Annotated in this window: 19 protein-coding genes; 14 read left to right on the top strand and 5 right to left on the bottom strand. The window is 61.3% G+C overall.

The features are described 5' to 3' along the window. Positions 1–16 precede the first annotated feature (16 nt). Complete coding sequence (locus tag C7T36_RS07110; protein ID WP_033231564.1) at positions 17–211, top strand: CsbD family protein; 195 nt, start codon at positions 17–19, stop codon at positions 209–211. 173 nt (positions 212–384) lie between these two features. Here C7T36_RS07110 and C7T36_RS30050 read toward each other — a convergent pair whose 3' ends face one another. Further along, positions 385–636: a hypothetical protein gene (locus C7T36_RS30050; RefSeq protein WP_033231563.1), complete on the bottom strand. Its 252-nt coding sequence runs from the start codon at positions 634–636 to the stop codon at positions 385–387. Positions 637–800: 164 nt separating this feature from the next. Here C7T36_RS30050 and C7T36_RS07100 point away from each other — a divergent pair, with 164 nt between their 5' ends. The 11 genes from C7T36_RS07100 (at position 801) to C7T36_RS07050 (ending at position 6,668) form a co-directional block, all read left to right on the top strand. Then, positions 801–1,064 carry a hypothetical protein gene (locus C7T36_RS07100; RefSeq protein ID WP_230589987.1) on the top strand — a complete coding sequence of 88 codons (264 nt, stop codon included), beginning with the start codon at positions 801–803 and terminating at the stop codon, positions 1,062–1,064. Between the two features lie 297 nt (positions 1,065–1,361). Further along, positions 1,362–1,997 carry a hypothetical protein gene (locus C7T36_RS07095; RefSeq protein WP_045064368.1) on the top strand — a complete coding sequence of 212 codons (636 nt, stop codon included), beginning with the start codon at positions 1,362–1,364 and terminating at the stop codon, positions 1,995–1,997. Beyond that, on the top strand, positions 1,994–3,196 hold the full coding sequence (locus tag C7T36_RS07090; RefSeq protein WP_375128398.1) for an SRPBCC family protein: 1,203 nt from the start codon (positions 1,994–1,996) through the stop codon (positions 3,194–3,196). The genes C7T36_RS07095 and C7T36_RS07090 overlap by 4 nt, the downstream gene beginning before the upstream one ends. Beyond that, on the top strand, positions 3,193–3,600 hold the full coding sequence (gene gvpJ / locus C7T36_RS07085) for a gas vesicle protein GvpJ (RefSeq protein WP_045064366.1): 408 nt from the start codon (positions 3,193–3,195) through the stop codon (positions 3,598–3,600). The genes C7T36_RS07090 and gvpJ (C7T36_RS07085) overlap by 4 nt, the downstream gene beginning before the upstream one ends. A gap of 2 nt (positions 3,601–3,602) precedes the next feature. Beyond that, on the top strand, positions 3,603–4,406 hold the full coding sequence (locus C7T36_RS07080; protein WP_045064364.1) for a GvpL/GvpF family gas vesicle protein: 804 nt from the start codon (positions 3,603–3,605) through the stop codon (positions 4,404–4,406). Positions 4,407–4,409: 3 nt separating this feature from the next. Beyond that, on the top strand, positions 4,410–4,661 hold the full coding sequence (locus C7T36_RS07075) for a gas vesicle protein GvpG (protein ID WP_033231558.1): 252 nt from the start codon (positions 4,410–4,412) through the stop codon (positions 4,659–4,661). 6 nt (positions 4,662–4,667) lie between these two features. Beyond that, complete coding sequence (locus tag C7T36_RS07070; RefSeq protein ID WP_045064361.1) at positions 4,668–4,958, top strand: gas vesicle protein; 291 nt, start codon at positions 4,668–4,670, stop codon at positions 4,956–4,958. Next, positions 4,955–5,362 (top strand): gas vesicle protein, encoded by a 408-nt coding sequence (gene gvpJ, locus C7T36_RS07065; RefSeq protein ID WP_033231556.1) that lies wholly within the window; start codon positions 4,955–4,957, stop codon positions 5,360–5,362. Before C7T36_RS07070 ends, gvpJ (C7T36_RS07065) begins: the two co-directional genes overlap by 4 nt. Further along, positions 5,349–6,137 (top strand): GvpL/GvpF family gas vesicle protein, encoded by a 789-nt coding sequence (locus C7T36_RS07060; RefSeq protein ID WP_045064359.1) that lies wholly within the window; start codon positions 5,349–5,351, stop codon positions 6,135–6,137. Before gvpJ (C7T36_RS07065) ends, C7T36_RS07060 begins: the two co-directional genes overlap by 14 nt. Further along, positions 6,134–6,343 carry a gas vesicle protein GvpJ gene (gvpJ, locus tag C7T36_RS07055; protein WP_033231554.1) on the top strand — a complete coding sequence of 70 codons (210 nt, stop codon included), beginning with the start codon at positions 6,134–6,136 and terminating at the stop codon, positions 6,341–6,343. The genes C7T36_RS07060 and gvpJ (C7T36_RS07055) overlap by 4 nt, the downstream gene beginning before the upstream one ends. Next, positions 6,336–6,668, top strand: a complete 333-nt coding sequence (locus C7T36_RS07050; protein WP_045064356.1) for a gas vesicle protein K — start codon at positions 6,336–6,338, stop codon at positions 6,666–6,668. The genes gvpJ (C7T36_RS07055) and C7T36_RS07050 overlap by 8 nt, the downstream gene beginning before the upstream one ends. A 78-nt stretch (positions 6,669–6,746) precedes the next feature. On the opposite strand, the gene C7T36_RS07045 is transcribed toward C7T36_RS07050, so the two are convergent. After that, positions 6,747–7,472, bottom strand: coding sequence for a TetR/AcrR family transcriptional regulator C-terminal domain-containing protein (locus tag C7T36_RS07045; protein WP_033231553.1), 726 nt, complete (start codon positions 7,470–7,472; stop codon positions 6,747–6,749). Between the two features lie 351 nt (positions 7,473–7,823). Here C7T36_RS07045 and C7T36_RS30045 point away from each other — a divergent pair, with 351 nt between their 5' ends. Further along, entirely contained in the window at positions 7,824–7,979 is a 156-nt protein-coding gene (locus tag C7T36_RS30045) for a DUF6131 family protein (RefSeq protein WP_092802765.1), read from the top strand. Between the two features lie 66 nt (positions 7,980–8,045). Further along, positions 8,046–9,299 carry an acyl-CoA desaturase gene (locus tag C7T36_RS07040; RefSeq protein ID WP_045064348.1) on the top strand — a complete coding sequence of 418 codons (1,254 nt, stop codon included), beginning with the start codon at positions 8,046–8,048 and terminating at the stop codon, positions 9,297–9,299. Between the two features lie 164 nt (positions 9,300–9,463). Here C7T36_RS07040 and C7T36_RS30040 read toward each other — a convergent pair whose 3' ends face one another. From C7T36_RS30040 to C7T36_RS07030, 3 genes are all read right to left on the bottom strand, one after another. After that, on the bottom strand, positions 9,464–9,613 hold the full coding sequence (locus C7T36_RS30040) for a hypothetical protein (RefSeq protein ID WP_165826239.1): 150 nt from the start codon (positions 9,611–9,613) through the stop codon (positions 9,464–9,466). 109 nt (positions 9,614–9,722) lie between these two features. Further along, positions 9,723–11,069 carry an amino acid permease gene (locus C7T36_RS07035; protein ID WP_045064346.1) on the bottom strand — a complete coding sequence of 449 codons (1,347 nt, stop codon included), beginning with the start codon at positions 11,067–11,069 and terminating at the stop codon, positions 9,723–9,725. Positions 11,070–11,183: 114 nt separating this feature from the next. Continuing rightward, complete coding sequence (locus tag C7T36_RS07030) at positions 11,184–13,331, bottom strand: catalase (protein ID WP_045064343.1); 2,148 nt, start codon at positions 13,329–13,331, stop codon at positions 11,184–11,186. Positions 13,332–13,379: the final 48 nt, after the last annotated feature.

Here is a 13,379-nt window from a genome sequence, read left to right as displayed (position 1 = left end):
TAGAGAAAGAAACGCCATGAGCATCGTGAAGAAGATCCGACACAAGGCCGAAACTGCCGGGGGCGCTACCAAGAAGACTGTCGGCAAAAGCCTGGGAAATGAAAGGATGGAGGCCGAGGGAAGCGCAGACCAGGCCAAGGGCCAGGCCAAACAAGCCGGCGACAAGCTCAAGGAGGCGGGCCAGAAGGTCAAACACATCTTCAAGCACTGACTTGGTCCCGCACCGTCATTAGTTGGGGTAATAAGCAATCAATCCTGGTGCACGTCAGGATCGCGCTGCGAGGTGCCTGTGCACGCGAGAGTAGGCGAGAAGTATGAGTGCACAACAGAATACGAGAGGACGGGCTGCACCGGCCACGACGCGACGTACGGGCGCGACACCCACTACAGGCACGGCACGCAGCAGTAGAGCCGGTGGTAGTGCCACGCGAGGTGTGTCCGCCACGTCGCGTTCGGCGCGGACGTCGAAGGCTTCACCAAGGTTGGGGTGGGGATCTTCGCAAGCCCTGGCGGCGCGGCAGGCGACTGCGGATTCGACCACCGTCGCATCTCGTCGCGGCTTACCACGGCGCGAAGAGCCGACACGACGATCAAAGCGCGCGGAGCCGACACGACGATCAAAGCCGCGGCAATCACAGCAAGGTGCCACGGTTGCGCCCGAAGGCGTCTCCACCGGCACTGCTCGCGGTCCGGTGTGGCGATCGGTCGAGGCCGCCCTCGAGTGGTTGAAAACCCACACTCACCTTGCTGATTCGGTGCAGGATCGGGTAGGGGCGGTGAGGAGCAAGCTCCAGGAGAGGATGAAGACCTTTGTCGAAGGGGCCACACCCCACGGGCCGGGCGTATCAGCGGGGCTGGCAGGCGTCCGGGCAGTTCTGACGGGGAAGAATCCTGTATTGCCCGCGGTCAAAGGCATGGTGTCAGGACTGAGTGGAAAAACGAAAGTCATGCTCGTCCTCCTGTTTGCCCTTGCGCTCCTGCTCGGGCCGGTGCTGCTCGTCGTCCTCGTGCTGGCGCTCATTGTCGCGGGGGTGATCGCAGCGGTGCGAGCCGCCGCCAAATAGGCCACAACCGTCGAAAGCTGTTGAACAACAACGCGCACGTCAGTCCCATCGACACGGTCGCGGAGGTGATCACGCACGACCCACATACTCGGCGATGGCCGCCTGGTGCAAAGCGGGAACCAACACTCGGCCGAATCAAGTGTTCTGCTGATGATTGAGTGCCCTACGGGCAGGGTAGTCGAAATGCGCACCCTTACCGCACACGGTTGTGCGGCCCACCTCCGAGAACCGTCCTGCGACACATTGCCGACGTTTGGCAAGAGGTGCGCTATGACTACTCGGCGAAGGGGTTCGACAATGAAAGCAAAAGGTCAAGTGGCGTTGGCAGTCGGCGCGGGCTACATGCTGGGCCGCACCCGCAGAATGAAGATGGCGTTGATGTTCGCGGCCGCGGGCGCGACTGGCCGCTTCCCCGGCGGACCGCGTGACTTGCTGGAACGCGGCACCAAGATGCTGGCAAAATCGCCGGAGGCCGCCAAGATCGGCGACGTGGTCAAGGAAGAATTGGTCAGCGCAGCGAAGGCCGCAGCAGTCACCGCTGCCAGTCAACGCATCGATTCTCTGAGTAACCGGTTGTTGGCGGGCGGTCACTCCGTATCGGGCACTGTCGATGACGTCTCAGACGCCGTCGGTGACGTCGCAGGGGTCCGGAGGCTCGGCCGCAAGAAAAGCGCTCACTCGCAGGACGACAAGCGCGACGATGAGGAACGCGACGAGGAGGAAGACGACGCACCTGAGGAAGAGGAGTCGACTCCACGCAAGCGGCCGGCGCCGCGCCGCCGCACCTCGAGTACCGGCAGCACCCGATCCAGTAGTTCGGCGCGGAAGACCAAGTCCGACAAGGGTGAGGGAGAAGAGGCTACCGAAAGCAGCCACAGAACACGAGCTAAAGCCGCAACGGACTCTGCGCCAGTCCGACGCTCACGGAGATGATGACGATGACGAACGCCGCGAAGAAACTACAAGAAGCTATACCGGGTGACGGACACAGTTCGTCGAGCGTGTTACAGGACTCGTTCCAAAAGCTACTCGGTGCGGTGGCTGAACGTGCCTTGTCGTCGGTCTCGGAAACTGTGTCGAACACCTCGGAAAGGCTCAACGACTACGCCGAGGGTGGCGGCGGCGGGTTGCTCGCCGCTGTTACCGGTTCCGAGAAATCGGATGACGGTGAGTCACCCCTCAAGTCAGCCGTGAGCGGTGGCTGGGAGGGCGCCAAGCAGATGGTCAAGGACAGGGCTTCCGACGTCAAGGACGCGGTCACCGGCGGCGGTGACGGTGGAGGCAAGGGCGGGGGTAAGGGCAAGAAGCTCAAGTTGACCAACATCATCGAATCGATAGATGTCGGGGTCCCTGTTCAACTGGCTTACAACCAATGGACTCAGTTCACCGACTTTCCGTCGTTCATGAAGAAGGTTGAACGAGTGGAGCAGGAATCGGACGAGAAACTCGAGTGGAAGGCCCAGGTCTTCCTGTCGCACCGAACGTGGGAATCGACGATCCTCGAACAGGTTCCCGATGAACGGATCGTGTGGCGTTCGAAGGGTGCCAAAGGTTACGTCGACGGGGCGGTGACGTTCCACGAGGTAACGCCAGATCTGACCCGCATCCTCGTGATCCTCGAATATCAACCGAAGGGTTTCTTCGAGAAGACGGGAAACCTGTGGCGTGCGCCTGGACGGCGAGCACGGTTGGAACTCAAGCACTTTCAACGTCACGTGATGACGCAGGCCATTCTCCATCCCGATGACATCGAGGGCTGGCGCGGAGAAATCCGGGACGGCCAGGTCGTCGAGGCCGAGGAGGACGAAACACAACTGGATGAGGGTGAGGAGCCCGACGAAACAGATGAGGGTGAGGAGCCCGACGAAACAGACGAGTACGAGGAGCCCGAGGAAACAGACGAGGACGAGGAACCTGAGGAAGAGCCCGAGGACGAGGAACCTGAGGAAACAGACGAGGACGAGGAACCTGAGGAAGAGCCCGAGGAGGAGCCACCGCCTCCGCCGGTACGCCGAGGACGCCCCCGCAAAACTGCGCCCGCGAGTGAGGACAAGGCGCCGGCACGTAGAGGCCGCCCACGCAAGACCGCGGCAGCAAAGTCCGCGGGTTCGAAGCAGGGAGCACGACGATGACGTCGATACAACCCGCGGGAGGCGGTGGCGGCGCAGTCGGCGGCGGGCCTAGTTCGAGTAGCCTCGCCGATGTCATCGACACCATCCTCGACAAGGGCCTGGTCATCGACGCCTACGTGCGTGTCTCCCTGGTCGGTATCGAACTGCTGACCATTGATGCACGCGTAGTCGTCGCCAGTGTCGATACCTATCTGCGGTTCGCGGAGGCGGTGAACCGGCTCGAGATCGGCGATGAACCCAAGGGACTGACGGATTTGGTTGGGGATGTCACCGAGAGCGGTGCCAAATCGAAAACCAAGGGCGCGCTCGAAGCAGCTGGCGAGAAGCTCGGCGGAATCCTCGGCGGTGGCGAGGAAGAGCCTGAGCGCGAACGAGTTTCACGCAAGTCGAGCCGAGGTGACTGATGATGTCCACGTCGAATACGTCTACGTCGAACCAAGCTGCCGACACGCGCCAGGAGCCTCGAACCAGCGGGATCTACGTGTACGGCATCGTGCCTGCGGATGTGGAGGCCGGAGAGGACGCAGTCGGCGTGTGTGACGAAGCGGTCAGCATAGTCACACACGGCGACATTGCCGCGCTCGTCAGCGAAATCTCGGTAGACAGACGGCTGGGTAAGCCCGAGGACCTACAAGCCCACGCGAATTTGTTGAACGGAACTGCTCGCGTGGCACCCGTTCTTCCCCTGAGGTTCGGGGCGGTCCTCACCGACACGGACGCGGTGAAGGACGAATTACTCACAGCACACGCCGACGAGTTCGCCGCAGCATTGGCAGAACTCGAAGGACTCGCGCAGTACATCGTGAAGGGGCGCTACGTCGAAAAGGCGATCCTGAGGGAAGTTATCGAAGAGAACGAACAGGCAAGCAGGCTACGGGACACTATCCGTGATCAGCCCGAAGAGGTCACTCGTGATGCGAGGATGGCCCTCGGTGAGATCGTGAGCAACGCCATCGTGGCCAAGCGAGAGGAAGACACTCGCGCGGTGGTCGATGCGCTTACAGCGCTGACCGACTTCCTCAATGTGCGGGAACCCACGCACGAGGAGGAAGCCGCGCAAGTGGCGGTGCTCGTCGAGGTCGCACGACAAGACGAACTCGAGAACATTGTCGGTGAGTTGGCGCAGCAATGGGACGGCCGGGTCGAGATGCGGTTGCTCGGCCCGCTCGCGGCCTACGACTTTGTGGTGACACAGAAACCGGAGGGCTGACCGATGGGTTTGCTCTCCTTCATCGTCACGTTGCCACTCGCCCCGGTGCGCGGGGTGATCTCGCTGGCCGAGTTGATTCAACAACAGGTCGAGGACGAACTGCACAATCCCGCCAGTGCACGCCGCGCTCTCGAGGAGTTGGAGGAAGCGCGGGCTGCGGGCGAGATCACGGCGGAAGAGGAACAACAAGCGCAGCAGGTCATCCTCGACGACATGGCTGCAACTCGACAGACGATCACTCAGGAGGAGGAGTGATGCGCAATGGTGGAAGAGGAGCCACCGCCCCTGCCTGCACATGACGTCGCCGAACTCGCATTGCGCGACATCACGCAGTTGACTGGAAAGAAGCCGTTGGGTGCGACGTCGGTGATGCCGACCGACGAAGGCTGGACTGTGGAAGTGGAGGTGGTCGAGGATCGGCGCGTCCCGTCGTCGACGGACATGCTCGCACTATATGAGGTGGTGTTGGATATGGACGGAGAGTTGCTGTCCTATCGCAGAACCCGCCGCTATGCCCGCGGTGCGGGTGACGGTATGGGCGGACGGTCATGACCGTCGCCGGCGGCGGTTCGAGCAACCTGCCACAGGTCTCAGGTGGCGGCATGGGCGGTGGGCGCCAGTCGACCAACCTTGGGGACATTCTCGAACGGGTGCTCGACAAAGGTCTGGTGATCGCCGGGGACATTCAGGTAAACCTGCTCGACATCGAATTACTGACGATCAAGGTGCGACTCGTGATCGCTTCGCTGGAAACGGCGAAGGAGGTGGGTATCGATTGGTGGGAGCACGATCCCTGGCTTACCGGAAAGAACAACAGCGTCGAACTGGAGAACACACGCTTGCGGGAACGGATCGCCGAACTCGAGGCCGACAGGTCAGTGAAGTCCGCACTTACCTCGGACGAGCCGATCGAGGTGGAGACGCGGCGCTGGGACGAAGACGATGACAGGAAATGAAGGCGTGTGGCTCTACGCCATCACGTCCGAGAGTCTCGACGGCGTGTCCCTGAGCGGGGTCCTCGGCGTGGCGGGTGAGGCTGTGCGGGTGGTGCATTCGACCGACCTGGCGGCGGTAGTGGGCTCGGTTGATCTCGACGAATTCGGCGAGGTTCCACTGCGACGGCACCTCGAAGATCTCGACTGGCTGGCAGCAACCGCGCGAGCCCATGAGCGCGTCGTGTCTGCCGTGCTGCGCTGCGGTCCCACGATTCCGCTGCGCTTGGCCACCCTGTACCTCGACGACGACCGAATTCGCAGTTTGCTCGAGGTCGGGCGTGAAAAGTTCTGCGCCGCATTACGTTCCGTTGCCGGGCGAAGTGAATGGGGAGTCAAGGGTTATGGCGATGCACGTGCGCTGGCGCAGACATCACCCGAGAAACAAGCCGAGCCCAGTCCGAGCGGAAAGGGAACGGCTTATCTGCTTCGACGCCGGGCCGAGTTGACTGCGCAACAGAACGTGGAACGCCGCGCAGCGGCCGAGGCAGACGACTTACATGCTGCGCTACTCCAACGCGCCGTCGACGGTCTCCGGCGGCCTGTCACCGATCCTGTCCTGTCCGGAAAACGCGCCTGGATGATCTTCAACGGCACCTACCTTGTGGACGACGATCGGGTCGACGACTTCACAACCTTCGTTGCGACGCTCGACGCCGAACGTGAGGGCATCACAGTGGAACTGACCGGACCGTGGCCCCCGTACTCATTTTCCGGGATCGACATGGTGACTCGATGAGCGAGATGGTCCCGGCCGACGATACTCGTCGCATCGCTCTCGTAGACCTGCTCGACCGGGTGCTCGGCGGGGGAGTTGTCGTCACCGGCGAGATCACTCTCTCGCTGGCAGACGTCGACATGGTGCGGATCTCGCTTCGAACCCTGATCGCGTCGGTTAGCGCGCTCGTTCCTGATCCAACAGAACCGGACATCACCGATGACTGAACCGGGGGCCTTCGACTCGGATGCGAACCCAGACCTCGGCCGCCGCGTTCTACCGCAGCGGATCGACGCAGACCCCGAATCAGTCGAACGTGGTTTGGTCACCCTGGTTCTCACGCTCGTCGAACTCCTGCGTCAACTCATGGAGCGCCAGGCGCTGCGCCGTGTCGAGCACGGAGATCTCAGCGACGAACAGATCGAGCGCATCGGCACGACTTTGATGCTGCTCGAGGATCGAATGGCCGAATTGAGGGAGCATTTCGGTCTCACACCCGAAGACCTCAACATCGACCTCGGACCGCTGGGACCGCTGCTGTCCAACGAATAGCCAGTCCAACGACACCTGAGGTCAGGAGTCATCGGACAGGAATTCCGATGCACGGGCCGCGCATCGAACCACTGTCGATCAGTTGGTATCTGTCCGTCCTTCCGGGGAGGTCAGTGTGGAGGTCAGACCGGAGAAGAGGATATCGAGGCCCCGTTCGAGTTCGGCGGCGCCGTCGTAGGACGCAAGAACCGGTGCGAGGGCACGCACCAACGGGAATTCCCCGATCGGTAGCCGATTCAGCCCCAGGCGAAGTAAGTTGTCGGTTTCGTCGGGTCGTTCGACGAGTTCCTGCAGCTCTTGGAGGATATGTCCGAAAAGGAAACCGAACAACGCCCGGTAGACGCGTAACGCGTCGGTAGCGCTGAAACCCGCTCGGCTGAGCAAACTCAGGATGTCTTCGAATGGACGCAGGGTTCCTGGCGGTCGCATTCCCAGAGGTGTTGCAAGGGGCCGGGTGACCAGCAAGGGGACCACGTGAGGATGCGCGAGCGCCAAGCGACGAAAGTGCCGGGCGATCGAGCGAAGCTGGGTCATCCAGTCGTTGTCGTCGGTGTCGACGACAAGCTGTTCGAGGACCTTCTCGGCGACCCCGTCGAGGAGTGCTGCTTTGTTGGGTGCATGTCGGTACAGAGTCATCGGATCCCGTCCGAGTGCCTTTCCGAGGCGTCGCATCGAAAGTCCGTCGATGCCGTCACGATCGAGAATTTCGAGTGCCGACACCAGGATTCGCTCTTTGGTGAGTGCGCTACCGTCTGAGCCGTCGTCGACGGAACGGCTGCTGCCACGTGCAGGGGACTTCGCCATCGCCGTCTCCTTTCGACTACCTAACACTGTAGGCCGGAAGCGTAGATATACAGCGTTGACAGCTGGGGAAACGCGGCGTTCACTGGACATTGAACGTAGTGGCCAGGAGGGCCCCGGTGAGCCTTGAAAGACCACCTGTGGTCTCTTTCGACCGTCGAATTCCTTTTGGCCGTCGAACATCTGGGGCTACGGCTAGGCGCAGCATCACACAATGATCGGACGGCACGTCATCGAATCATCGACAACGCGCTGTGTCGGCACCGACAAAGCGCCCTAGAGGAAGAAGATTCCCGCCGTGCATGTCGTGCAGAGCACCGTACCTTCCTTCAACTCCGAAATCAGGTAATCATCATGATTATTCTCGGTATCATCCTCGCCATTGTCGGCGTGGTGATCAGCGTCCCCGTCCTGTTGTATGTCGGGATCGCACTCGTCGTCATCGGAGCGGTGCTGGAGATTATGGGCTCGATGGGCCACGCAGTGGCCGGTCGGCGCCACTACTACTGACAGCCTCCCCGTATGCGGCTGTGTCACGACAGCAACACCCGCGGGAACCACTGCAGGAACACACTGATGGCCATTTCCGACATCAAGGAATACGCGCACCTCGCCGCAGCAGACGTCGAGTCGCTCAGCGACGAACTGAACGACATCCGCCGAGCAGTCGCCGAATCGCTCGGCGGAGCGGACGCCTCATACATCCGCCGCACCATCGCGTTTCAGCGAGTACTCGATGTCATTGCGCGGCTGTTGATCCACGGCACCAGAACCACGCCCGCGTGGGTAGTCGGGGCAACGGCTCTCGGGGTGGCCAAGAGCGTCGAGAACATGGAGATCGGGCACAACGTCTCCCACGGTCAATGGGACTGGATGAACGACCCTGAAATTCACTCCGGCACATGGGAGTGGGACATGGTTGGGCTCTCCTCGCAGTGGCGCTATTCCCACAACTATCGCCACCACGTGTTCAGCAACGTCGTGGGGATGGACGATGACCTCGGCTACGGCGTGCTTCGCATCACTCGAGACCAGCCGTGGCGTCCGGGGAATCTCTTTCAGCCGCTGCGGAATCTGTTGCTAGCGGCGACGTTCGAATGGGGTATAGCCCTGCACAGCCTGTATTCCGAACAGGACCACGCCGACACCGACTCCGAAAAATCTGCCGATACACGAGCCTTGGTCGGCAAGATCGCCCGGCAAATGGGCAAGGACTATTTGTTCTTCCCCGCCCTCAGCGGACGTCGGTGGCGACGGACTTTGACGGCGAATCTGGCCGCGAATCTGCTACGGAACGTATGGGCATATGTGGTGATTTTCTGCGGGCATTTCCCCGACGGCGCCGAGAAGTTCACCGTCGCCGAACTCGAGAACGAGACTCGCGGGGAATGGTACCTGCGACAGATGCTCGGCTCAGCTAACTTCCGTGCCGGGACGGTGATGGCGTTCCTGAGCGGCAACCTCTGCTACCAGATCGAACATCACCTATTTCCAGACCTGCCCAGCAACCGCTACGCGGAAATCTCCACCCAGGTCCGTGCGCTGTGCGAAAAATATGATCTGCCCTACACCACGGGTTCCCTTGCACGGCAGTATCTTCTAACCCTACGCACCATTCACAAACTGTCTCTGCCCGACCGATTTCTCCGTGCGACAGCCGACGACGCCCCTGAGACTGCTTCCGAACTGAAATTCCGCACCATCTTGTCCAAGTCCGAGACGTCGGCCCCACGACTGCGGACCGGGCTTCGAACGGCGCTACGATCGATGCCCAGCAGCCGCCATAGGCAGAGAAACGCACCATTCGAACGGCGCGATTACCACGCCTGATCAACCCACTCCGGGCGCTCAACGAATTCTTCGTGGGAGTTGTACGACAACTCGACGATCAATCATGTACCTCGCATTTTCGCGCGCGACATCGGTTACAGTCGACGGTTCGTTGGGCACCGACTCAGGGAAAGTCCTGATCCAAAGCGATTGATCAATCAGGACTATGACTGACGCTTTTTCTTTTCATCAGTTGAGTTCGGAGCAGACTCCGCGGCTTGCTCGCGCGTAGCCATACCACCGCCCTCGCCCTTGTCTTTGGGGCCGGGATGTCCAGCCTTCGGGGTTTTGTCGCTGCGATCCGTCTTCGCCATTTAAACTCCTCGGTCGGAATATTCGTCGTTCCTGTAGTCGCCAGGACCCGCTACACCAATCTAGCCTCCTCGCGGGAGCGCGGCGGTAGCAGAAAACCTCGTCCTATGGTTACGCGTTGGAGCTCGTTGTGTCATTTTTCGTGGCGCGGTGTGAGAGGGCGTAGAGAACTATCCCGACCGCCAGTAGCGCTGCGGCGCGTAGCCAAGTCGCCGCGCTCTGCTGCGTGAGCAACGCGACGCAGGTGAGAAGAGCAAGGATCGGGAAGATGGTCGGCGCTCGGAAGTGGCTGTGCTTCACCACATCACGACGCAAAACGAGTACGGCGATATTTGTGCTGATAAAGACGACCAGCAATAGCAACACCACCGTCTCAGCCAATGCAGACAGCGACCCGGTCAGACACAAACCCATGGCGACAACAGTGGTGGCGACAATTGCCAACCACGGGGTGCGTCGCTGCGGAAGTACTTTCGCAAACGATGAGGGAAGCAACCCTTCGGATGCCATTCCATAAGTGAGCCGACTAGCCATGATCATCGTCAGCAGCGCACCGTTGGCGACGGCGACGAGCGCTATCAGGCTGAACAGTCGAGGTGGAAAACCGACGTCGGCCGCCGACACTACTGCCAGCAGCGGACCGGACGACTCGGCGAGTTCATCGGCGGGCAGAACTACCGAAGCCGAGAATCCCACGAGCACGTAGGCGACGCCTGCCGTCACCAAAGCTCCGAACAGGGCACGGGGGTAGACCTTGCTCACGTTCTTCACCTCTTCGGCAACGTTCGCGGACGTCTCGAAGCCGACAAACGAGTAGTACGCAAGCAGCGCAGCAGCCAGCACCCCTAATGCCGGGGAACGGCTGTCGTCGAACTCGACGAGGCGAGTCAAGTTTCCGTCACCGCGCCCCAGCACGACGCACGCGAGGACGACGACCAGCACCAGACCGGTGACCTCGACGACTGTCATGACAACATTTGCGCGCATCGACTCCTTGATGCCTCGCGCGTTGAGAAGGCCCACGAGTAACAGGAACACGAGTGCAGCCGGAACAGTGGGCACGTCGACGAAGGCTTTGAGATAGTCGCCGGAGAATGCCAGTGCAAGTCCCGCTGCGCTCGTCACTCCCGCCGCCAACATCGAGAAGCCGACGAGAAACGAGACGAGCGGTTTACGGAACGCTCGTTGCGCGAACACCGCGGCACCGCCCGCGCGCGGATACTTCGTCACCAATTCGGCATACGACGTCGCTGTCAGCAACGCCATCGCCAGGGCTACCAGGAGCGGCACCCAGACCGCGCCCCCGACCTCACCGGCGATGACACCGACCAGTGCATAGATTCCGGCGCCCAGAACGTCGCCGAGTATAAAGATGAAAAGAAGTGGCCCAGTTATGGCCCGGGCGAGAATGTTTCGCTGTCCGTTCTTGTCGGACTGTTCAGTCTCGTCCAGGTTCACCGACTGTGAGGCGCGTCGTTTCTGCAAGGGTCATCCTGTCTTCACTGTGGCTGTGCCGCTACTCAGAACTGTGGCTGTGCCGCTACTCAGATTCAGTCACCTCACCGGCGTTGCTCAGAGGCGACTCCAGACTCGATGCGATGCGAGCAGCGTCACTACCTGTTCGAGCGCCGACGGTCCGTCCTCCCCGGTCACGACGCCGTCCGAATCAGCGATGCCAGCGTTGCTGAGGAGTGTTATCCCGTCGTTCCACCCCCCGATGGCCTTGCCGTGCCGGAACATTTCCGACAGGAGGATATTCACTCGTGGGTCTGCAGGTGCCCCGGCGAGCAGGAGAGCGTCGAATTCGATCGATCGTGCGGTATCGAAGGTGCGCGAGACGGGAACAGTGACCGAGTCCGAGACCAATTCACCGCCGTGGGGGCCGATCACCAATGGCACCATTGCGTCGGCTGCTATAGCTGACACCGCTGCGGTGACCGCGGCGAGATCGGAGTTCTCATCGGCCACGATGCCGATCACCCGGCCGGCAACCGGCCACTGCGCGCCGATCTGGGACAGGGCAGAGCTAGGTGTCGGTGCGTCGTCGAACGGGACGGACGGCTGCGGGGCCGGGAGGCCGAGCCCGGCGGCGACTCTCGCGCACAGGTCGGGATCGATGTTGGCGATCACACCGAGGGCTCGTTCCTTGATCGTTTGTTCGTAGCACTTTCCTAGTTCGAAGGTGTACGCCTGTGCGACATGGTCTTGTTCGATGACAGTGAGACTGCTGTAAAACAGACGCGCCTGCGAGTAATGGTCGTCAAAAGTGGCTGGGGCGCCGCGAAGTTTCGTACCGGCCTCGAGCGCTACCGGTACTTCGACGAACGCCCCGGACTCTGCGCCGGCCATGAAGGGACAACCCCCGTCCAGTGAATTCGGCTTGTAGGGGGCGACACCGGAATGTACTGCGCTTTGGTGCATTCCGTCTCGGAACGTGTCGTTGACCGGTGCGTGTGGGCGGTTGATCGGGATCTGACCGAAGTTGGGTCCACCCAGCCGGCTGATCTGGGTGTCCAGGTAGGAGAACAGGCGGGCCTGTAGTAGCGGGTCGTCGGTGACGTCGATACCGGGCACGAGGTGCCCTGGGTGGAAGGCGATCTGTTCGGTTTCGGCGAAGAAATTGGTCGGGTTCGCGTTGAGCGTCATCACCCCGATCGGTTGCACCGGGGCCAGTTCTTCGGGAACGAATTTGGTGGGATCGAGGAGGTCGATGCCCTCGAACATCTGCTCGGGGGTGTCGGGGAAGATTTGGATGCCCAGTTCCCATTCCGGGTACGCACCGGCTTCGATGGCGTCGGCGAGATCGCGGCGGTGGAAGTCGGGATCGAATCCGTTGATCAGTTGTGCTTCTTCCCATACCACCGAGTGCACGCCCAGGCGGGGCTTCCAGTGGAACTTCACGAGCGAGGTTTCTCCGTCGTCGTTGAGAAGCCGGAAGGTGTGAACGCCGAATCCTTCCATCATTCGATACGACCGGGGGATACCGCGGTCGGACATGTTCCAGAGGGTGTGCGCGGTGGCTTCGGTGTGGAGGGAGACGAAATCCCAGAATGTGTCGTGTGCGCTCTGGGCTTGCGGGATCTCGCGGTCGGGATGTGGTTTCGCGGCATGGATGATGTCGGGGAATTTGATTCCGTCTTGGATGAAGAAGACCGGGATGTTGTTGCCGACCAGGTCGAATGTTCCGTCGGCTGTGTAGAACTTGGTGGCGAAGCCGCGAGTGTCTCGGACCGCGTCTGCCGAGCCGCGTGAGCCGAGCACTGTGGAGAAACGGACGAATACGGGGGTTTCGACTCCTCTGCGGAGGAAGCCTGCTTTAGTCACTTTTTCAGCGGCACCGAAGGCGCGGAACACTCCGTGGGCGCCGGCGCCGCGGGCGTGAACGACGCGCTCGGGGATCCGCTCGTGATCGAAGTGGGTGATCTTTTCCCGTAAGTGGTGGTCCTGGAGCAGAGTTGGGCCGCGTTCTCCGGCTTTGAGAGAGTGGTCTGTGTCGTAAAGGCGGGCGCCCTGTGCGGTGGTCAGATATTCACCCTGCTGTCCACGCGCGTAGTCAGGGCCGTCGACGACTTCGGCTGTCGCCGTGCGAAGTTGAGGGGAGCGTTGATCGTCTTTCGGTGGCAACGGAGCGCTGGGCTCGGCCGGTTCTTCCAGAGGCGGTGTCACTGGGCCTGGTACCCCGGGGATCTGGGGGTTCTTTGTGGGCTCCTTCTTGGGCACTGTGCCTCCTCGATTTCTTTTCCGAAAGTTGACTTCGAGTCAGAAGGT

This window comes from Rhodococcus sp. AD45-ID (assembly GCF_003023755.1).
Taxonomy (GTDB): Bacteria; Actinomycetota; Actinomycetes; order Mycobacteriales; family Mycobacteriaceae; genus Rhodococcus_F; species Rhodococcus_F globerula.
This window is presented reverse-complemented; position numbering and strand designations above follow the sequence as displayed.

Excerpts from the sequence above, each read along its gene's own strand:
- C7T36_RS07110 (WP_033231564.1), top strand. The coding sequence starts at position 17 with ATGAGCATCGTGAAGAAGATCCGACACAAGGCCGAAACTGCCGGGGGC.
- C7T36_RS07100 (WP_230589987.1), top strand. The coding sequence starts at position 801 with ATGAAGACCTTTGTCGAAGGGGCCACACCCCACGGGCCGGGCGTATCA.
- C7T36_RS07095 (WP_045064368.1), top strand. The coding sequence starts at position 1,362 with ATGAAAGCAAAAGGTCAAGTGGCGTTGGCAGTCGGCGCGGGCTACATG.
- C7T36_RS07090 (WP_375128398.1), top strand. The coding sequence starts at position 1,994 with ATGATGACGATGACGAACGCCGCGAAGAAACTACAAGAAGCTATACCG.
- gvpJ (WP_045064366.1), top strand. The coding sequence starts at position 3,193 with ATGACGTCGATACAACCCGCGGGAGGCGGTGGCGGCGCAGTCGGCGGC.
- C7T36_RS07080 (WP_045064364.1), top strand. The coding sequence starts at position 3,603 with ATGTCCACGTCGAATACGTCTACGTCGAACCAAGCTGCCGACACGCGC.
- C7T36_RS07075 (WP_033231558.1), top strand. The coding sequence starts at position 4,410 with ATGGGTTTGCTCTCCTTCATCGTCACGTTGCCACTCGCCCCGGTGCGC.
- C7T36_RS07070 (WP_045064361.1), top strand. The coding sequence starts at position 4,668 with ATGGTGGAAGAGGAGCCACCGCCCCTGCCTGCACATGACGTCGCCGAA.
- gvpJ (WP_033231556.1), top strand. The coding sequence starts at position 4,955 with ATGACCGTCGCCGGCGGCGGTTCGAGCAACCTGCCACAGGTCTCAGGT.
- C7T36_RS07060 (WP_045064359.1), top strand. The coding sequence starts at position 5,349 with ATGACAGGAAATGAAGGCGTGTGGCTCTACGCCATCACGTCCGAGAGT.
- gvpJ (WP_033231554.1), top strand. The coding sequence starts at position 6,134 with ATGAGCGAGATGGTCCCGGCCGACGATACTCGTCGCATCGCTCTCGTA.
- C7T36_RS07050 (WP_045064356.1), top strand. The coding sequence starts at position 6,336 with ATGACTGAACCGGGGGCCTTCGACTCGGATGCGAACCCAGACCTCGGC.
- C7T36_RS07045 (WP_033231553.1), bottom strand. The coding sequence starts at position 7,472 with ATGGCGAAGTCCCCTGCACGTGGCAGCAGCCGTTCCGTCGACGACGGC.
- C7T36_RS30045 (WP_092802765.1), top strand. The coding sequence starts at position 7,824 with ATGATTATTCTCGGTATCATCCTCGCCATTGTCGGCGTGGTGATCAGC.
- C7T36_RS07040 (WP_045064348.1), top strand. The coding sequence starts at position 8,046 with ATGGCCATTTCCGACATCAAGGAATACGCGCACCTCGCCGCAGCAGAC.
- C7T36_RS30040 (WP_165826239.1), bottom strand. The coding sequence starts at position 9,613 with ATGGCGAAGACGGATCGCAGCGACAAAACCCCGAAGGCTGGACATCCC.